General features: G+C 60.3%; 12 protein-coding genes. 2 read left to right on the top strand and 10 right to left on the bottom strand.

What is annotated here, in order from left to right; genetic code table 11:
• Nucleotides 1-6: 6 nt before the first annotated feature.
• From E6C55_RS00590 to E6C55_RS00575, 4 genes are all read right to left on the bottom strand, one after another.
• Nucleotides 7-1,560 carry an extracellular solute-binding protein gene (locus tag E6C55_RS00590; protein ID WP_230986449.1) on the bottom strand — a complete coding sequence of 518 codons (1,554 nt, stop codon included), beginning with the start codon at nucleotides 1,558-1,560 and terminating at the stop codon, nucleotides 7-9.
• A gap of 87 nt (nucleotides 1,561-1,647) precedes the next feature.
• On the bottom strand, nucleotides 1,648-3,468 hold the full coding sequence (locus E6C55_RS00585; RefSeq protein WP_136367829.1) for a cache domain-containing sensor histidine kinase: 1,821 nt from the start codon (nucleotides 3,466-3,468) through the stop codon (nucleotides 1,648-1,650).
• Nucleotides 3,465-4,484 (bottom strand): helix-turn-helix domain-containing protein, encoded by a 1,020-nt coding sequence (locus tag E6C55_RS00580; protein ID WP_136367828.1) that lies wholly within the window; start codon nucleotides 4,482-4,484, stop codon nucleotides 3,465-3,467. The genes E6C55_RS00585 and E6C55_RS00580 overlap by 4 nt, the downstream gene beginning before the upstream one ends.
• Nucleotides 4,485-4,513: 29 nt before the next feature.
• Complete coding sequence (locus E6C55_RS00575; RefSeq protein ID WP_136367827.1) at nucleotides 4,514-5,392, bottom strand: helix-turn-helix domain-containing protein; 879 nt, start codon at nucleotides 5,390-5,392, stop codon at nucleotides 4,514-4,516.
• Between the two features lie 124 nt (nucleotides 5,393-5,516).
• Here E6C55_RS00575 and E6C55_RS00570 point away from each other — a divergent pair, with 124 nt between their 5' ends.
• Nucleotides 5,517-8,453 carry a family 78 glycoside hydrolase catalytic domain gene (locus E6C55_RS00570; RefSeq protein ID WP_136367826.1) on the top strand — a complete coding sequence of 979 codons (2,937 nt, stop codon included), beginning with the start codon at nucleotides 5,517-5,519 and terminating at the stop codon, nucleotides 8,451-8,453.
• A 322-nt stretch (nucleotides 8,454-8,775) separates the two neighbouring features.
• On the opposite strand, the gene E6C55_RS00565 is transcribed toward E6C55_RS00570, so the two are convergent.
• Complete coding sequence (locus tag E6C55_RS00565; RefSeq protein ID WP_136367825.1) at nucleotides 8,776-10,443, bottom strand: glycoside hydrolase family 3 protein; 1,668 nt, start codon at nucleotides 10,441-10,443, stop codon at nucleotides 8,776-8,778.
• A 152-nt stretch (nucleotides 10,444-10,595) separates the two neighbouring features.
• Nucleotides 10,596-11,681, bottom strand: coding sequence for a 3-phosphoserine/phosphohydroxythreonine transaminase (gene serC / locus E6C55_RS00560; RefSeq protein WP_136367824.1), 1,086 nt, complete (start codon nucleotides 11,679-11,681; stop codon nucleotides 10,596-10,598).
• A 405-nt stretch (nucleotides 11,682-12,086) separates the two neighbouring features.
• Here serC and E6C55_RS00555 point away from each other — a divergent pair, with 405 nt between their 5' ends.
• Nucleotides 12,087-12,911, top strand: coding sequence for a copper amine oxidase N-terminal domain-containing protein (locus E6C55_RS00555; protein WP_136367823.1), 825 nt, complete (start codon nucleotides 12,087-12,089; stop codon nucleotides 12,909-12,911).
• A gap of 164 nt (nucleotides 12,912-13,075) precedes the next feature.
• Here the strand turns inward: E6C55_RS00555 and E6C55_RS00550 are convergent, their stop codons facing one another.
• The 4 genes from E6C55_RS00550 to E6C55_RS00535 all read right to left on the bottom strand — a co-directional run bounded on the left by E6C55_RS00550 (nucleotide 13,076) and on the right by E6C55_RS00535 (nucleotide 19,142).
• On the bottom strand, nucleotides 13,076-13,333 hold the full coding sequence (locus tag E6C55_RS00550; RefSeq protein ID WP_136367822.1) for a hypothetical protein: 258 nt from the start codon (nucleotides 13,331-13,333) through the stop codon (nucleotides 13,076-13,078).
• Between the two features lie 815 nt (nucleotides 13,334-14,148).
• Nucleotides 14,149-14,808, bottom strand: a complete 660-nt coding sequence (locus E6C55_RS00545) for a vWA domain-containing protein (protein WP_136367821.1) — start codon at nucleotides 14,806-14,808, stop codon at nucleotides 14,149-14,151.
• Nucleotides 14,809-14,923: 115 nt separating this feature from the next.
• Nucleotides 14,924-15,925, bottom strand: a complete 1,002-nt coding sequence (locus E6C55_RS00540) for a macro domain-containing protein (RefSeq protein WP_136367820.1) — start codon at nucleotides 15,923-15,925, stop codon at nucleotides 14,924-14,926.
• Nucleotides 15,926-16,001: 76 nt separating this feature from the next.
• On the bottom strand, nucleotides 16,002-19,142 hold the full coding sequence (locus tag E6C55_RS00535) for an ATP-binding response regulator (protein WP_136368026.1): 3,141 nt from the start codon (nucleotides 19,140-19,142) through the stop codon (nucleotides 16,002-16,004).
• Between the last annotated feature and the right edge of the window lie 94 nt (nucleotides 19,143-19,236).

The following is a 19,236-nucleotide window of genomic DNA, read 5'->3' as shown; positions in this document are numbered from 1 at the left end:
AAACCATTAATTCAATTCCGCGTAGAGCGCGTTCGTCTCCTCGATGATCTTGTCGCCGCCTCCGGCCAGCCAAGCCTTCGAGGCTGCGTCGATCGACTCGACCGGCTCGCTGCCCGTGATGACCTTGACGATGGCGGCCGTGAACTTCTGGTCGAGCTGAATCCCGCTCTTGGAATACGTCTCCGAGATCAGGCCCGCCGCCGGATTCGTCCAACGGTAAGGCTCGGTATTCTCGAACCAGGCCATGACCTTGTCGGCGTACTCCTGTTCATCCCACAGCCGGATCTGAATGCTCGGATCGAAGCGGCGGATGAACCACGTCGACAGAATCTGCGGACGGTCGCTGTCGAACGCATCCAGCTTCTCGTACGTATCGCCGTTCTTCTCATAATGAATGCCTTCGATGCCGTTCTTCGACCACAGATAGCCTTCGTCCGAGAACATGTAATCGATAATCTCAAGGATGCGTTGCTGCTTCTCCTCGCTAAGCTTGGCGTTCAGGACGATCTTCGTTGTGCTTGTGATCGTGTTCGCGGCCCGGATACCGGTCGGTCCCGCCGGAGGAGCCAATTGCACGATGTCCGCTTCCGGCGCGAGCTTCTGCAGAACCGGCAGCGATTGCTTGTACACCTCGTTCGGATTGACCTCGGCGATGCCGTTCGTATTGCCCTCCAGCTTGTTCCACGGATCGCGTTCCTTGTTGACCGCGAAGTCCTTGTCCAGCACCCCGTCCGCATAAGCTTGACGCAGATACGTGGCGAGAGCCTTCCATTCCTCCGTCTGCGTCTGCTGCGGAACGAGCTTGCCGTCCTCCAGCTTCCATGCGTTGGCCAAGCCGAAGGCACCCTTCAGGTAGTCGATTCCGATGATCTCTCCCGCAGTCGAGATGGACATGCTGAAGCCGATCGTATCCTGCTTGCCGTTGCCGTCCGGGTCCTCGGTCGTGAACGCCTTGGCGACCTGATAGAACTCGTCCACCGTCTCCGGCGTCTTCAGCCCGAGCTTGTCCAGCCAATCCTGACGGATCGACAGGTTGCTGCGGAAGGCCGGCGCGTACATCGGCAGCCCGTACACCTTGTCCTTCGGGTTCATCATGGCGAGAGCTTCGTCCGTCACGTTGTTGACGATGTTCGGGTAATCGCTCAGAATCGGCTTCAGGTCGAGGAAGACTCCCTTCTTCATCCACTTGCTGTATGTGGAAGCGTCCCAGATCTGGAAGACGTCGGGGAAGTCGTTCGATGCGGCCAGCACGTTCAGCTTCTCGTTGTAGCTGTCTCCCGGCACCCATTGGAACTTCAGGTCGACGTTGAATTTGTCGTTCAGGTACTTCACCATCGGGTGATCGTCCGTCCAACCCCCGCCCGCCGCCGTGCTGACCATCATCGTCAGCGACAGCTTCTTGGAATGGTCGTCCTTCGCGGCCGAGCCGGACGCCGCCGGACTCCCGCCGGTCGAACCGGAACCGGCCGAGCCGGAATTGGAATTCCCGTCGGAACCGCAGCCCGCAAGCGCCGTTCCCATAATCAATACCGATGCAAGCAGCATGCCTATCTTCTTCACTGCAAGCCCTCCTTGAGATAGTGGATAACTCATGGACCAAGTATAAATAAGGCGGCCGACGGCCGCCTTATACGAATTCTCGATTCCTTACTCATTTTCTCGAACTTGCCTCTCGGGGCTCCGCAGCGGAACACGAACGGTGACAACGGTGCCTTGCCCGGAGAAGGAATCGATCCGCAGCCCGTACGACGGCCCGTAGCGCAGAATCAGCCGAGCGTGCACGTTCGCGAGTCCCAAGGAGCGGCGCTCGCCCGGCGTCTCCCCCGGTTCTGCTTCGACTTCCTCCAGCGCCGCCCGCAGCTCCCTCAGCTTCTCCGCGGCGATTCCCCGGCCGTTATCGGCAATCTCGACGAACAGGTCCTCTCCCTCGTCGTATGCGCTCACGACAATCGCGCCGTCGCCGCCTCCCGGCTCGATCGCATACTTGACCGCGTTCTCGACGATCGGCTGCAGCGTCAGCTTCATGCAGCGGGCGGAGAGGAACTTGTCCGCCACGGACAGCAGGCTCGTGAAGCTGGACGGGAACCGCAAGCGCACGATATCCAAGTACTTGGCGACAATGTCCAACTCGTCCCGCAAGGTAACCTCCTCATACTCGAACTGCGCCGTATAGCGATAGACGTCGGCGAGGTTGCGCGAGATCCTCTCGATTTTCGGCACATTCTCCAGGTAGGCCATGCTCTTGATAACTCCGAGCGTATTGTAGAGCAGATGCGGGTTAATCTGGTTCTGAAGCGAGCGGATAACGGCCTCCTTCTGCCGGATCGTCAGTTGCATCTCCTTCAGTTGGAGGTCGTAGACCTCTCCGACCAATTGCTGCAGCCGGTCCATCATCTGGTTGAAGCCCCGGTACAAATAATGGATCTCGTCCGGGCTGCCGCCCTCCTCGGCTCGCACCTCGAGATCGCCCGTCGAAGCCTTGGCCATCACGTTCTTCAGCGCAATGACCCGCTTCGTGAACCGATCGGTCAGGAGCGGAACGGCGATCAGAATCAGCAGCGAGACGATGGCGAACGTCCAGACGATCGACATCCGCACCGCGCGCAGGCCGGATTCCATCTCGCTCGAAGGAACGATGGAATAGATGTTCCAGTTCATCCGGTTGGACCGGTCGACGGATACGTACCATTGTTCCCCTTGCCAGTCGACCTTACCCGGAGAATCGGCATAGGCTTGCCGCAAGTCGGACAGCGGAGTATCCTCGATCGACTTCCCGATCCATTCCTTGTTCGGATGGTAGACGACGATGCCGTCCGAGGAGACGACGAAGTGGTACCCCGTTCTCCCCAAGCCCCGCTCTCCGAACGATTCGATGATCCGCTCCGGCTGAATGTCCAGCACGAACCGGCCCGCCACCTCGACCGTATCGATGTCGTAGATCGGAATGACGACCGAGAACACCGGGAATTGCGCCTGATTCGGATAGCGGGTGACATGAGTCGGATAGAGCTCGACCGTCGTGCCGAACGGCAGCGTGAACCAAGGCTCGGCCGAATAGAAGTCCGATTGCGAGAAGTAATAGCTGAAGATGGAGATCAGCCGGTTCTGGTCGGACATCAGGAACATGCCCGCGATCTCCGGCCGATTCGCCGCCACGAAGTTCTGCAGCTCCTTCTCGATCGCCTCCGTCTCCTCCGCCGTGCTCGTCCGATCCTGAACGAGGAATTGTTGAATCCGCTGCTCGGCCGCCAGAGGAGCGGCCGCTTCCACGAGCTCTTCGACGTAGGTATCCATATCGTAATTGAACCGCGCAGCCGCGTCTCCGGACTGCTGAAGCACATCCTGCTTGACGACCCGGCCGATCTGACGGTCGGCGATCGCAAGCGCGATCGCGAGCGCCAGCATGTTCACGACCAGGAAGCCCGCGATCATGCGCGTTCGGTAAGAAGTAAGAATCGCCGGCTTCACTTTAATCCCATCCCCTTGCGGTAATCGTTCGGGGTCAGGCCCGTGAGCGACTTGAACATCCGGTTGAAGTGCGGAAGCGAGACGAAGCCGACCATCTCGGCCGCCTCGTAGATCTTGATGTCCTCTTCAAGCAGCAGAATCTTCGCCTTGTCGATCCGGACCGCATTCAAGTAATTGACGAGGGACTGTCCCGCGTATTGCTTAAACAACTGGCCGAAGTACGAAGGACTCAGGCTCGCCTGCTGCGCCATTCTGCCGAGCGTGAGCGGCTGCATGTAGTGGCGTCCGATGTAGTCGCAGGCTCTTGCGATCGTCGGTCGATGATCCTGCCCGGCCAGGGAGACCGCGGCGAACGACCATTCCTCCAGTTGCCGGCGGAAGCGCGCCGCCGTCGCGGCGCGGTCGCCCCAATCTCCGGCGGCCGGGGGCGAATAGGCCGGGTTCATGTCCCGGATCAGCTCCGCCCACTTGCGTTCGAATATGGCAAGGACGGAATGCCGGCTCCGCGGATGGGCGACCGGCACGTTCCAGACATAGCGAAGCACGCCGTCCAGCTCGCTCTGTCTGCCGCCGGAGTCGAGGGATGCGAGCGATTCCAGGAACGAATTGATCCGCTTTAAGCATCCGTTCAGCTCTCCGAGCATCGACATTCGGGTGACCGAACGCCGCAGGGCTTCCTCCAGCTCCTCTTGCAGAACCGGCTTCGTCAGGTACTCCGACACGCCATAGCGCACCGCCTGCTGGGCGTAAGTGAATTCGTCGTATCCGCTGATGATGATCGGAACGATCGGCATGCCGTTGTCCGCGATCCCCCGGATCAGCTCCAGGCCGTCCTTGCGCGGCATTCGGATGTCCGTCAACAGGATGGAGGGCCATTGATCCTGGATCATATGCCAAGCATCCTCCCCGTCCATCGCCTCCCCGACGACGGAGAATTCCCCGCCGATCCGTTCGACCATCTCGACCAGCTCGCTCCGCAGCCAATTCTCGTCTTCTGCAATGACAATGGTGTACATCGTTCGTTCCCCTCTCGCTCGAATCGGCTTTACTCTCCGTTGCGATAGGCCCGAGGAGTCTGTCCGGTCGCCTTCTTGAACAGCTTCTGGAAGTAGCCCTTATCCTGGTAGCCTACCGCTTCGGCAATCTCCGGCACCGTCCATCTCGTCGTTCGCAGCAGCTCGCAGCTCCGCTCGATCCGCAGGTTCTGAACGTAACGGTTGAACGTATACCCCGTCTCCTTGGCGAACATTCGGTGGAAGTGCCGCTCGCTCATCTGCACAATGGCTGCCGCTTCCGCCGCGGACAAGCGGAATGCCTCCTTGTCCCGCAGATGAGCCAGAACGTCCCCGATCAACCGCTCCGTGCCGCGTCGTTCCGTCCCGCCGCCCGTCGGCTCGAGATGGCGGTCGATCTCCGTGACGAGCAGGACGAACAAGGCGTGCAGCCGCGGAATATAACCGATCCTCCGTTGCCGGAACTCTTCATAAGCGTTCGCGAAAAAAGTGCGGAAAAAGCCGGATGTATCCCGGATCGGCTTCCACGTCGCAGGACCGGGCTGCAGATTCAGCAGCCGCAGCGTCTCCTCGGAGGGGGAGAGCGCAGGGAAGCCGCGCAGAGCTTCGGCCACCCGATCGGCGACAAAGATAAAGTTGTAGACGACCAAGGGGTCGCCTCTGCTGGGCGAATGCGGCCGGAAGACATGCGACGTGCCGAGCGGCAGAATGAACAAGTCCCCTCTGCTCACCGGGATCGTCTCCTCCTCGATATGGTGGTAGCCTCGTCCTTCCCCGACATAACAGACTTCCGTGAATTCGTGCTCGTGGTAATGAAGCCCGTACGATTCCTCGACCCGGTTGACGTAATAGGGCAGAGATTCCGCGAAGAAGATGCTCGCCGGCGTCACTTCCCTAATTCTCGTTACCATCTCTCCGCCCCCTTCATTGTCAGATTACCCTTCTTTAATGGCAGGATCAACTCTTTTTTACCGGGGCTGGCATCGTAGAATGGAAGGGTATTCACCTATTCCTTCGACAAAGGCGGTGTGGTCGATGACCACTCATGATTGGACGGCATCCTGGATTTGGGGCGGCGGCGAGAGCAGCCCGCGCAACGAATGGCGCTGCTTCCGCAAGCAGTTCGAATGCCCCGCCGACTTCGCCGGCCAGGCGCAGGTTCGCCTGTGCGCGGATTCGCGCTATGTGCTCTATGTGAACGGCATGCGGGTCGGCCGCGGTCCGGTTCGCTCGTGGCCTCACGAGCAGTTCTACGATACGTATGAGATCGGCCACCTCCTCCGGCCCGGCGCGGTCAATACGCTCGCGATTCTTGTGCTTCACTTCGGGGTTGCGAACTTCTATTACATTCGGGGGCGCGGCGGCCTGCTGGCGGAAGTCGCGGCGGGCGATGTTGCGCTGGCGGCAACCGATGGCGAGTGGAGAACTCGCCCGCTCGCGGGCTTCTCGCGAGCGGCTCCGCGCATGAGTTGTCAGCAGGGCTTCTCCGAGATCATCGACGCCAGGGAAGAAGACGGCGATTGGAGCGGCGAAGGGTACGACGACTCGGCCTGGGAGCGCGCCGTCGTCATCGGGCCGGTCGGAACGGCTCCGTGGACGAAGCTGGTGCCGCGCGATATCCCTTACCTGACGGAAGAGAAGCTGTACCCGGCAGCCATTCTGGAGGTCAACCGCGTCGAGACGCCTGCCTTCATGGCCGCGATCGATATGCGCAACCAGTTCGTGCCGGAGAGTGCGGACCATGCGAATCCGATCCGGTACTGCGGTTATCTCGCAACCGTCCTTCGTCTTGAACGGGCGGGAACCGTCACCGTCGGGCTTCCGACAGGCTTGCCGTCGGGCAGCTTCTACGTCGGCGGAGTCGCCGTGAAGGAATGGCGCGGAGAGCAGCCGGAGCAGTATGCGGAGCTGGCGCTTCCGGCCGGCGACCATCTGCTGCTGCTCGACGCGACGGCGTCGAACCACGGCGGCAGCTTCCACTTCGGCCTTGACGCGGATGCGCCGTTCTCCCTTCGCTCGCCGCTCGGTGAGCTTGAAGCAGGCGCAGGCACTCCGTTCGCGACATACGGGCCGTTCGATCATGTGGAATATATCGACCATCAGGGGGCTCGCGAGCTTAGCTGCGATCATGCGGATTATTTGGCGCTGGCAGCCGTCTCCTCGGCTGCGGAGCTGGAAGCTTATCGGGAGTGGGCCAGACCGCTCGATCCCGGCATGTATACGGAAGCGGATGTGTTCGGCTTAAGCGTGTGGCGCACCCGCGTCGAACGCAAGCCGGTCGCGCCGGAGCTTGTACGGGCCGTCCTGCCCGTTCCCGAGCCCGCCGCGCTGCCCCGGTTCGACGTCGGGGATTGCGAGCTCGTCATCGACCTCGGCAAGGAGCAGTCCGGCTTCATCGGCTTCGAGATCGAAGCGCCGGCCGGCACGATCCTCGATCTGTACGGCGTCGAATATCGCCGGGACGACTACACGCAGCACACGTACGGCCTGGACAACACGCTCCGCTACGTATGCCGCGAGGGCCGGCAGCGCTATCTGTCTCCGGTTCGCCGGGGACTGAGGTACTTGATCGCGACGGTGCGAAGCGCCGCAGGCGGCGATCCCTCTGCCGATGTCTCGAACAATGTCTCGGGCAATGCCTCGGGCAAGCGGGAGCCGGTCAAGCTCCATGAGATTTACATTCATCAGAGCAACTATCCCGTCGCCAATCAGGGCACCTTCCGCTGCTCCGACCCGCTGTTGAACGACATCTGGGAGATCAGCCGCCATACGACAAGGCTGTGCATGGAGGACACGTTCGTCGATTGTCCGGCCTATGAGCAGGTATTCTGGGTCGGCGACGCCCGCAACGAAGCGCTCGTCAACTACTATGTGTTCGGCGCGACCGACATCGTCAAGCGATGCCTCAATCTCGTACCCGGCTCCTCGGAGATGACTCCGCTGTATGTCGACCAGGTGCCGAGCGCCTGGAGCAGCGTCATTCCGAACTGGACGTTCTTCTGGGTCATCGCCTGCGAGGAATTCATCGGCCACACCGGCGACCGGGCGTTCGCCCAGCGGATATGGCCGGCGGTTCGCCATACGCTCGTTCACTACCTGACCCATCTGGACAAAGACGGTCTCTTGAACATGAAGGGCTGGAACCTGCTCGACTGGGCGCCCATCGACCAGCCGAACGACGGCATCGTCACGCACCAGAACCTGTTCCTCGTGAAGGCGCTTCGCAAGGCGGCCGCCATCGCCGAAGCGGCGGGACTGGCGCACGAAGCCGAGGAAGCCGGCTTCGCGGCCAGCTCGGACTCTCTCGCAGAGGCCATCAACGGTCGGCTGTGGGACGACACCCGCCGCGCGTATCTGGATTGCATTCACCCGGACGGCAGGCGCTCGGACATCTTCAGCATGCAGACGCAAGTCGTTGCATACCTGTGCGAGGTCGCCGAGGGCGAACGAAGAGCGACGATCGACGGCTATCTGGCGGCTCCCCCCGCCGAATTCGTGCAGATCGGCAGCCCGTTCATGTCGTTCTTCTACTACGAGGCGCTTGTCCGATCCGGCCGCCACGCGCAGATTCTGGCCGATATCCGCCGCAACTACGGCGCGATGATCGAGCACGAGGCGACGACCTGCTGGGAGATGTATCCGAACTTCGCGGAGAACCGCGCCAATCCGAAGCAATTGACGCGCAGCCACTGCCACGCCTGGTCCGCGGCCCCCGGCTACTTCCTCGGCGCCAGCGCGCTCGGAGTCAACCGGAAGGATGCCGGATGGCAGACGGTCGAGATTGCGCCGCAGCCTTCCGATCTCGCGTGGGCGAGCGGCTCCGTCCCGCTGCCGCAGGGCGGCCATATCGGCGTCCGGTGGACACGGTCCGACGCACGGATGAAGCTGAGGGTCGAGCATCCGCGCGAGGTGAGCGTGAACGTCGTCTGGCCCGAAGGGTTGGAAGGCGAGTTGGAGGAAGTCGTGTACTAAAACGGCGATTGGATGCGGTTTTTAGCATTCATGAGAGCGTTCGAGGCTTGTCTATGCCGCTTTTATGCGATTTTTAGCATTCATGAGAGCGTTCGAGGTTCGTTTGTGCTGCTTTTATGTGGTTTTTAGCATTCAATTGGCTGATCGGTGCCGTCGTGGGGCAATTGGATGCGGTTTTTAGCATAAAATGATCATTCGACGCAGTACGAGGATGTTCGGATGTAATCCCTAGCCTATAAGATCAAACTCCCCCCGGGCTCAAGGTGCGACGGCACCTTGGAACCGGGGGGAGTTCTCTTCGCATCGTTTAGAATTAACGGCCTTAAGCGTATAAATTATCGACCGGAGCGCTTCCCGCGAACGGAATCTCGCCCAGCAGTGCGCGCACGAATGCTTCGTGCGAAGACGGCACGTTGCTGTATGCGTTCACGGCAACCGGTGCCATGTCGAAGTAGTCGGCCATGACGTACGGCGAGCCGAAGGAGACGACAACCGACTTGGAGCGGCCGGCGGTCAGCGCGCTCCAGCAGGCGGAAGCTTCATCCGCACTGAAGGCGAGCGGCCCCATCGGGTGATGATGACGGACAATCGGCGCATAGACGATGAGGTCGAACTCCGGTTCGCGCTTGATCAGGTCCTCGTACCAGACGCCCCGAATCATCTCCGCCCGGATGCCGCGCCGCTCGAACGCGTCCTTCAGCGTGGACAGCTCCTCATAATCGGCGGCGGACGGCGTAATGCCGATGACGAGAACGTTGCGCACCGCTTCGGGAGCCGCAGGAAGAAGGCCAAGCTCGTCGCGAACAAGCGTCAGGCTGCGCTCGGCCACCTGCTGTGCCGTCCGATTCGCGAACACCTCAATCGCCTCGGCTTCCGTCTCCTCGATCGGGATAGGCGCCGTCTCTTCTTCCGAAGCGAGCACGCCGAAGCGCCGCTTCAACCGCAGCACTCTCTCCACCGCGTCGTCCAATCTCTCCATCGTCAATTCGCCCGATTCCAGCGCCCGTTCCACGGTCTCGAAGTACGTCAGCTCCGGCCACAGCATCAGGTCGGTGCCCGCCTTCAGCGTCCGCAGGTACGCCTCGCTTCGCTCGTACCACTTCAGGTAGCCGCCCATAATAAGCGCGTCGCTGACGATGGCCCCCCGGAAGCCCATCTGACGCTTAAGCAGCGTATCCGACAGCTCCGCGGACAGCGTCGCGGGAAGATAACGCCCGCCGAGAACCGTCTCCGCCTGGAACGACGGCAGCGAGATATGCCCCGTCATAATCGAAGCGAGGCCGTCGTCGATCAAAGCCTGGAACACGGCGCCGTGCTGCCGCAGCCAGTCCTCGCGGGACAACGAATTCACCGTTGTCGTCAGGTGCTGATCGCGATAATCGCAGCCGTCGCCGGGGAAGTGCTTGGCCGTTGCCGCCAGCCCGTGGTCCTGCATGCCTCGAATCAGCGCCTTCAGCAGCGGGATCGCCCATTCCGGCTTGTCGGAGATCGCGCGAATGCACGTAATCGGGTTGAAGCGGTTGACGTTCAGGTCGGCGACCGGGGAGAACGTCCAGTTCACGCCGGCCAACCGCGCTTCCAGCGCCGTCGCCTTGCCGTAATCGTAGGCAAGCTGCTCGCTCTTCGTCGCGCCGAGCGCCATCGGGAACGGCAGCTTCGTCAAGCCGGGAATCATGCTCCCGCAGCCGTTCTCCAGATCCGAAGCGAAGATCAGCGGGATCTTCGTCGCCGCCTTGTACTGCTCCGTCGCTTCCTTCACCTGCTCGAAGCCGTTGCTCGTCATGACGTCCTTGATGATCTCCGCACCGACGAAGAAGCCCCCGACCGGATACTTCTCGAGGAAAGCTTCAAGGCTGCCGTGCGCCTCAATCTCCTTCGCCCGGCCGGACAGCAGGACAACCGTCTGCCCGATCTTCTCCCGCACGGACAAGTCGGCCAGCTTCACCGAAGGAACATTCGCAGCTTGCTTAAGAGTATGGTTGTTGTTCATCGCTCACTCGCTCCCTCTCTTCTCTCTCGATCACGGCCCCTCCCCGCGAGGGGAAGGAGCCGCTGCTGCTACTATGAGGGAGAGCCGAAGGAGTGTCTACTGTACAATCGATAGATTGCTGTACGGCACAGGAGCAAATTCCGCCTGTCCCGTTACCCGTGGCGATTGGCGAAGTCGCGCATGTAGGAGGCGAGTGCCCGGCAAGCTTCGACCGGCACCCCGTTGTAGATCGAGGCGCGCATGCCCCCGACGCTGCGGTGGCCGGCCAGGCCGATCAAGCCGTACTGCGCCGACTCCAGCGCGAACTTCTTCTCCAGCGCTTCGTCCTGCATCCGCCATGTCACGTTCATCCGCGACCGATCCGGCGCGTCGACGATTCCCCGATAGAACCCTGCGCTTGTGTCGACGGCCTCGTAGAGCAGAGCAGCCTTCTCTTCGCTCCGCTTCTCCATCTCGGCGATGCCGCCTTGGCTCTCGGTCCATTCGAGCATCAGCTTCATCATGTAGATCGAATGGACCGGCGGCGTGTTGTACAGCGACTTGTTCTTTGCCATGGCGGCATATTGGAAAATCGTCGGAATCCCCTCGTCCGCCCGCTGCAGCAGATCGCTTCGGATGACGACGGCCGTCACTCCGGCGGGTCCGAGGTTCTTCTGCGCGCCCGCATAGAACATCGCGAACTTCGTCCAATCGAGGCGGCGGCTGAGAATGTCGCTTGTCATGTCGCCGATCAGCGGAATGTCTCCCGCATCGGGAATGTCCGTCCACTGCGAGCCCTCGATGGTGTTGTTGGTCGTCAGATGAACGTAGGCGGTATCCGCGGGGAGCGACAGTCCGCCGAGCTCCGGCAGCTTCGCCCAGCGATCCGCCTTGCCGCTGGCCGCAATCTCCGTCCGGCCAAGCTTGCCCGCTTCCTCGTACGCCTTCTCCGAGAAGCTTCCCGACAGCACGTAACGGCCAACCTTGTCCGCTGCGAGATAATTCATCGGGACTAGAGCGAACTGTGCGCTCGCCCCGCCTCCCATGAACAGAACCTCGTACCCCGTATCCAGGCCGATCAGCTTCAGCAGGAGCTCCTCCGTTTCTCCGATTATTTTCTCAACCGGCTTGCTTCGATGGGACATCTCCATGAGCGACATCCCCATGCCCTCGTATTCGACGAACGCCCGCTGTCCCTGCTCCAGCACCTCAAGCGGCAGTGCCGCCGGTCCCGGGTTGAAATTGTACACTCGACCCATAGCTCCTCATCCTCTCCCGTTGGTTGTGCGGCAAACAAAAAGACGCCCCCAGTCCCTAATTGGGACGAGGAGCGTCAGCTCGCGGTGCCACCCAACTTGATCGAACCGCGCCCGATGGGCGGATTCGATCCTCTTGGTTCCGCGGTAACGGGCGGGGCCGGTAAGCTTAGGAGTCGGTTCGCGCGAACCGCTCTTGACGAGAACGCCTCCGAGTTGGAATCTCTTCATCGGCATAATCCGGATGTTTAATTGAGGTTAATTGTAGCCCTCGGGCGCGAAGGTGTCAAGACTGTCGCTCCCCTGCCGCTGGGACATCAAGCCGTGCAACAAATCGAGGCGGCATGCGTCTATCGTTATAGCGATAGCGAAATTTTTGAACGTTTGTCTAATTCCGGAGGATAATCCATGAAGAAAAGCAGTATCTCGCTGGTCGTCGCATCTGCTGTACTCCTGTTCTCGTCGCCCGCTTACGCGGCAGCACCGGCTATGGTTATTGACGGCATTACGCTCCAGAGCGACGTGCAACCCGAAGTTCAACACAGCCGGACGATGGTGCCCCTGCGGATCATCGGCGAGAATCTGGGCGCAAAGGTGAATTGGGCGAATTCCGAAGCGACGCTGACGTACAACGGCATCACGATCAAGCTTAAGCCGAACAGCAGCGCCGCGACGAAGAACGGCGAGCCGGTCGCCCTCGACGCCGAGCCGTACTTGAAGAACAATCGTATCTATGTGCCCTTGCGCTTCATCGCGGAGACGTTCGGCTCCACCATCGATTACCGGGACGGAACGGTGACGGTGGACACCGAACCGCTGACGATCGAAGGCGTGCCGGTGAAGGCCGCCCTGCACGAAATCTATGCGACGATGGGCAGCATCGTTAACCAGATCGGCGGGAACGCCCATATTGCGGCGCTCTATCAACTGCTGGAGGAGAACAAAGGCCAGGAGGTTGAAGCCCCCGCCAGCTATTCATGGTCGTTCCATCTGGTCGATACGGGAGGCTACTATGTAGGCTCGCGGCTCGACTTCGTCGACGGCCAGGGGGCCAGCTTGCAGAGCTATGCTCTCTACTTCCAACTGGGCGAGAATTCGGATGTTATGCTGTATGATGCCACCAAGAGCCAATGGCATGAATTCAGCACCGATGCCAAAGACGCGATCTGGCAAGAGGTGGGACTGGCTGGCCGTAACGGCTTCATGAAGGAGATCAGCAACACGGTTCCCTGACCAACCGCTCGCTTACTCCAATGGGATCTGTAGCGCTCTGTCGTCGTTTTTCCGATAATGGACTCTTTGAACGAGCAGAAAATCATAAAAAAACCGCCTCGAGCCCCTCGCTCGTTGGCGGTTGTCTGAATTCGATAACAATAATGGCCTGTTCCGTGTTCCTCTTACCCTTCCTTCGCCTCGCCGATTCCCAACCATTCATACAGCTCCAACTGCCCCTGCAGCGCGTCGGTCATCTCCGAGGTCGGCTCCATCGTCGCGATCTCCGATACTTTGAACGAGAAGCCCAGCGCCGGATACAGCGTAAAATTCTCCTTGTAGCAGCGGCTCTGAAGCTCGACGAACCCATCGCAATCGACAATCGTCACGATTCTCTGCTTGCCGGACTTGAATGTGAGCAGCACGTTAAACGGCTTCGTCATCCTGCTCTCCCCTTCCTCCTATGACTATCACTACTAGTAGTATTGCCGCTAATAGAGAGAGCATACCCGCAACGGGCCGCTAACTTCGCCGAGGAGGCTATAAAGCGCTATACTTTATGCCCCCGCGCGACTTATCTTCCAAGGCAACCGCCGCCTTATACGAGACGGGCTTGCAATCGTAACCTCACCCTTGTTCCGGCGATTCCGCGTTTTATATGAAATTTCACATTCATCGCCTTCGGATTGGCCTGAATTGTGCTGTTTTATGTGGTTTTTAGCATAAATACGGGGGACTCGAGGTGGAGTGACCCTTATGTATGTGGTTTTTCATATAAAAATGGTCAAACTGCCCGTTATCGAGCTGTACCAATGTGAAATTTCACATAAACTCCGGGCAGTTGGCGGCATCACTGACTCTGACGGCATCGCCAACTCCGCTCGCACACGCACACGCACTCACCCAGTCACCGGCGCATCATGCTGCGAGCCCGAACTGGCGCCGAGCCGCTAGGCGGGCGAGCCGGTCGAGTCGCTGCGGCCTGGTCGAAGGCGACCCGCGACGGGAGTCGGTTCCATTCATGCTGGCAGGGAACAGGAGTTGGACAAGGGGCGGGATGCGAGGAGGGGGTTCGGGTTCGGGTTCGGGTTCGGGTTCGGGTTCGGGTTCGGGTTCGGGTTCGGGTTCGGGTTCGGGTTCGGGTTCGGGGTTCGGGGTTCGGGGAATATTCCATGCAAAAAGAGCCTCCGCCGTCTCGATAAACAAGACGGTCAGAAGCTCTGCTTCGTCCCCGGACTTTCCGGCAGCACGCGGCCGCTTAGCGCACGCGCCGGCCGCCGCGGCTCTCGTAATCCTGGCGGATGCCTTCGCCCCAGTTGTCGGCCAAGGCTCCGCTCTTGCGGAAGTGCGTGACGGCATCGGCGACGACCTCGTAGTTCAACCGCGTTCCTTCGCGGTCGGCATGGTAGTTCTGCACCCGGCTGGCGGCGATTCCGAAGCGGCCGGCCACCTGGACCGAGTCGATGTTGGCTCCCAGGAAAATAAACTCCCAGCCGAATTTTGTCTGCTGCCGTTCGATCAGGCCCTTGATCTGGGCGGAACTGTATTCGCGGCTGGCGTTCTCCATCCCGTCGGTCGTGATGACGAACAACACCTTGTCCGCGCGGTAAGCCTCGGATGTGTTCTTCTGCACGTTCGCGATTTTGTGAATTGTTCGTCCTATCGCGTCCAGCAGCGCCGTCGAGCCTCCCACGACGTACTCCTTCTCGGTGATCGGAGCTACGGACCGAATGTCGAGCCGATCGTGCAGCAGCTCATAATCGTTGTCGAAGAGCGCCGTCGTGATGCGCGCCTCGCCTTCCTCTGCCTGCTGCCTGGCGAGCATGGCGTTGTAGCCGCCGATCGTATCGGCCTCCAGCCCGCCCATCGAGCCGCTCTTGTCGAGAATAAACACCAGTTCCGTTCTGTTCGTCTTCATTAGGAAGTCCTCCATTCGCAATCGGTATGGCTCCAGCTTAACCGAAGGCGAGCCCTGCGAGGTCGCTTGCGAGGCGACATTCCGTCCTTGAGGACATTCCTCCCAGAATCGGAGATCATCCGGGCCCAAGCGACGGCTGGCCGTAGTGGAACAGCACCTCGTTGATCTCGAACAGATCGTACTTGCCCCGCCCGATGAAGTATTCGATAATGACGTCGAACTTCTGACTCCGGGATAGCGCATAGCCGGCCCGCTCCAGCAGGTCCTGCGCCTCTTCGAGGTCCAGCTCCAGCGCAATCGCCAAGGCAACCGCCGTCCTCTTGCTCGGCACGTAAGAGGCATTGCTTCGAATCTTCGAGAACAGCTTCCGGTCGAGGTTGGCGCGCTTGTAGACGTCGACATCCGTTCTTCCCTTGCGGTCGATAAGCCTCAATAATTGCTGGGAAAAGGAGGCGTCGAGCCGTCCGATCCATTCATCGAGATGAGGAATGTCCGGTTCGGGCGCAGATTGGGGCGGCAGGAGCGCATCTTCTTGCAGGGCTTGCCGTTCCACCGGAAGTTTGCTCCGGCGAAGCGATGCATGTTGCCGAACATAGTGCTCGTCGATAAACGCCTCGACGCCGCCCAGCAACTGCTCCCCGACCTCGACGGCCCCCCAGTCGAACACGACCAGGTAGACATCCAGATCGCTTCCGAGCAAGAAGGAACGGATCGCCTCCGTCGCCGCCTGCAGCGCTTCCTGCTTCGGGTAACCGAAGATCCCCGAGGAGATCAGCGGGAAGGCAATCGATTCGCAGCCGTGCCGCTCAGCCAGCAGAAGCGAATTCCGGTAGCAGTCCCGCAGCAGGGAAGCCTCTCCCTGGCCGCCTCCCCGCCACACCGGCCCCGGCGTATGAATGATATAGGGAGCCGGCAGCCGATAGCCCTTGGTAAGCACGGCCTGGCCGACCTCGCAGCCGCCGATGGCATCGCATTCCCGCTGCAGCTCGCCGGCGCCGGCAGCCGCGAAGATGGCCCCGCACACGCCGCCCCCTTGCTGCAGAGACGTGTTCGCGGCATTGACGATAACATCGACCTGCATCGCGGTAATATCGTTCCGAACGATGGTGAACGGCATGATTAACTCCCCCCGCTAAAGTTGGCCTTGTGCTCCCGCTGTTGCTTTTTCCCCACAGGAGCCCGTCCTGAGTCATTCATTCTTCAAGCTCCTTCGTTACGACGAACGACACCTTCGTGCCTTGGCCGGGCTTGCTGTCGATATGCAATCCTTGTCCGTAGATGCGTCTTAGTCGGCGGTCCGTATTGAGCAGCCCCACCCCGGCTCCGACTTCCGGCTTCGTCCGCGGGTCCAGAACTCTCGCCTGCTTCTCCTCCTCGATTCCGTTGCCGTCATCCTCCACCGTAATCTCCGCATGAGCATCTCGGCGAACAACCCGAATCCGGACGGTTCCTCCTCCGAGCTTGGGCATGACGCCGTGTCTTATCGCATTCTCGACCAGCGGCTGGATCGTCAGCATAGGAATCTGCAGATCGCCGCACTCTTCGACCTCCCAGACGACTTGCAGCCGCTCTTCGAACCGGACCTGCTCAATGTCCAGATAAGTCCGAACGAGCTGGAGTTCCTCTTGGATCGGAGCGAGCGCATTCATCTGCCGCAGCCTGAACTTGCTTCGGAGGAATTCGGCGACAATCTCCAGCAGCCCCCGCATCCGCTCGGGATCGATATCGCTTAGTGCGATGACCGCATTCAACGTGTTGAACAGGAAGTGCGGCTGAATCTGAGCTTGAAGCCAGGCGGCTTCCATCTGCAGGCGTTCGTGTGCGGATAGCTTCACTTCGGTCAGCGCCCTTACTCGCGCCTTAAACTCCAGAACCTCGATCGGCTTGGTGACATAATCGTTCGCCCCGGACAGGAAGCCGTTAACGATATCCTCGGTCCGGCTGCGGGCCGTCAGCAGCAGAATCGGGAGCTCCGTCACCGAGAAGCGGCCGCGAATCGCCCGCGCCAGCTCGTACCCGGACATTCGGGGCATCATCACATCCGCAATAACCAAGTCCCACTCCTGACGCTCTAGAGCTTCCAGAGCTTGCTTGCCGTTGGTCGCCAAGAAGAGCTCGGCGTTCTCCGACGACAGGATCGATTCCATCACGCTCAGATTGACCGGATCGTCGTCCACAACCAGAATACGGGGACGCAGGCCGATCGTATCCTCGGGTTCGGCGATGGCGGCGGGCTCCCGCGCTGCAGCCGCCTCGGAAGCGGCAAGAGGCCGGCTTGTTGCCGGGAGGCGGTGGGCTTCCCTCTCGGAAGCGCAGCTTGAGGTCTGGTCCTCGGCCAACGGAAGCGTAAAGACGAATTCCGAGCCGACTCCCGCTCTCGATGTCGCGTGAAGCTTGCCGCCGTGCAGTTCCACCAGTTGCTTCGAGATGCCAAGTCCAAGCCCGAATCCTCCCTCGAACACCCGGCTTCCGGATTGGCCCTGCTCGTAAGGCTCGAAGACACGCTGCAGCGTCGATTCGTCCATACCGACGCCCGTGTCGCGGACACGGATGCAGGCCAGCTTGCCGCGAACCTCCGCCATGACGACAACCTCTCCCTCTTCCGTAAACTTCAGTGCATTGTGCAGCAGGTTGAACAGAATCTGAGCGACCCGATTCTCGTCCGCCCATACGAGCGGGAAGGATTCCGGAATCCGATTGTCCATCCGGACCGGCTTCCTCTCCGTCATGAATTGCAGCATGTCCATCACTCCGGCAACGATCGCCTGCAGCGCGATCCGTTGCGGAAGCAATCGCGGCGCCCCTTCCCTCAGACTCACCGCATCGAGCAGATCGTCGAGCATCTGCGACATTCGACGCCCGACGGTGAGCACAACCCCCAGATCCTTGACGCTCTTCTCGTCCATCCACTGCCGCTCCCGATCCAGCACCGCCTGCGACATGTTGAGGATGCCGTGAAGCGGATTCCTCAGCTCATGCGAGGTGTTCGCCAGGAATCGGTCCTTCTGAATGTCCGCCTCCTGCAGCTTGGCAGCCATCCTCTTGGCCTCCATATGAGCTCGGAAGTATTCCCGGAACCAGACCAGCATGAAGCACAGCGTTGCAACGATCAGATCGAACGGATAGTACATCACCTTGATCTTCATTCCGACGTACGTCCACACCGCGTTGTTGGTCAAGGCAATGGCCGCCAACAGAAGATATACATTGTCCCGGGAATTGTTCACGGAAGCCCGAAGCATGAAGACGATAGCGGTAAAGAGGGCCCCGCCCGTCAGGAGGAAGTACCCCGGCTGAATAAGGATGAGGAGGTGCGCGGGCAGAATCAGAGCCAGAGCGGTCGCAATGGCGCACACCGATCCAAGCCCCGGATAGATGGTTCGCCAGCGCCGGGGCGCCCAGTTCTTGATGCAATTCATCAAGGCATACGCGATCCCGACCATCGACAGATGGACCAGCTTGAAGCCCCACTCGTAATTGATCAGGAACCAGAAGCTCAACGGCTTCTCTTCGCTGCTCAGCATAAACAACAGCATCACGCTGACCGCCAAGAGGGACACGAGCAGAAGAATTCGTTCCCGCCTTCCGAGCAGATACAGGAAGAACGCGTAGACGGCATGCATCATCAAGACTACAGTAACCAGTTGCTGCATGGACGTGGATAACTTCGTCTCCCGATCAACCGCCTCTTCCGTGCCGAACCGTAAGGAGCGCACGATGCCTCCTCCTCGCGGGTCCTTGTAATTCGCCGCTTCCACGACCACTTCGATAACGCCTTGTCCATCCGCGAGGAACGTGGCCGTATAAGGAACATTGTAGGCCGCATACTCGCTCTCCGTCTCCGCGAGCTTGCCCATCGTCCGATGCAGTCGACCGTTAATATAGAGCATTGAGGCGTTGCGCACACTAGGCACGCGTATGCTGTACGAGGCTTCGTTAGCGGGATTGACGTAAATGCGCAAGCGATAGGAGCCGTATCCGTAAGGCGTGGGATTGTCCGGCTGCATGGCGTCGTTCCAGGGGCCCGGGACTTGAACGGTCGCATGCGAATCTCCCGGAGCTTCTGCCGACCGCTCCTCTTCCATCCATCGCATATGCGGGTAAAATTCCCACTCGCCGTCCAGAACCAATGCCCTGGTCGAGGAGAATTCCCAATTCCTCAGATCCAGTTCCCCATTCACGGCGTGCGGCTGATCCGCTGCCTGGAAGGAAGCGATCCACGCCATACGCGCGCCTATCAGAACAAGCGAGAAGAGGCCCACCCATACGGCAAGCTTCCAACCGCTCAGCTTCGCAACCTTCGACGTCAACCGCTCCAGCTCCCCGCTCGACATTTTCCGCAAATATCTTCTTCCAATTATCTCTAGTAACTATATCGCAGAACCGCTCGAGCGGGCAATTGAATGAAGCGCAACTGCCCAATTCATA

Source organism: Cohnella fermenti (genome assembly GCF_004801405.1).
Classification (GTDB): Bacteria; Bacillota; Bacilli; order Paenibacillales; family Paenibacillaceae; genus Cohnella; species Cohnella fermenti.
Note: the sequence above shows the minus strand (reverse complement) of the source record. Positions and strands in the feature narration are given on the sequence as shown.

Bases quoted from the DNA above. Each gene is read 5' to 3' on its own strand.
- E6C55_RS00575 (WP_136367827.1), bottom strand. From the start codon at position 5,392: ATGGTAACGAGAATTAGGGAAGTGACGCCGGCGAGCATCTTCTTCGCG.
- E6C55_RS00550 (WP_136367822.1), bottom strand. From the start codon at position 13,333: ATGACGAAGCCGTTTAACGTGCTGCTCACATTCAAGTCCGGCAAGCAG.
- E6C55_RS00570 (WP_136367826.1), top strand. From the start codon at position 5,517: ATGACCACTCATGATTGGACGGCATCCTGGATTTGGGGCGGCGGCGAG.
- E6C55_RS00545 (WP_136367821.1), bottom strand. From the start codon at position 14,808: ATGAAGACGAACAGAACGGAACTGGTGTTTATTCTCGACAAGAGCGGC.
- E6C55_RS00540 (WP_136367820.1), bottom strand. From the start codon at position 15,925: ATGCCGTTCACCATCGTTCGGAACGATATTACCGCGATGCAGGTCGAT.
- E6C55_RS00555 (WP_136367823.1), top strand. From the start codon at position 12,087: ATGAAGAAAAGCAGTATCTCGCTGGTCGTCGCATCTGCTGTACTCCTG.
- E6C55_RS00580 (WP_136367828.1), bottom strand. From the start codon at position 4,484: ATGTACACCATTGTCATTGCAGAAGACGAGAATTGGCTGCGGAGCGAG.
- E6C55_RS00535 (WP_136368026.1), bottom strand. From the start codon at position 19,142: ATGTCGAGCGGGGAGCTGGAGCGGTTGACGTCGAAGGTTGCGAAGCTG.
- E6C55_RS00565 (WP_136367825.1), bottom strand. From the start codon at position 10,443: ATGAACAACAACCATACTCTTAAGCAAGCTGCGAATGTTCCTTCGGTG.
- serC (WP_136367824.1), bottom strand. From the start codon at position 11,681: ATGGGTCGAGTGTACAATTTCAACCCGGGACCGGCGGCACTGCCGCTT.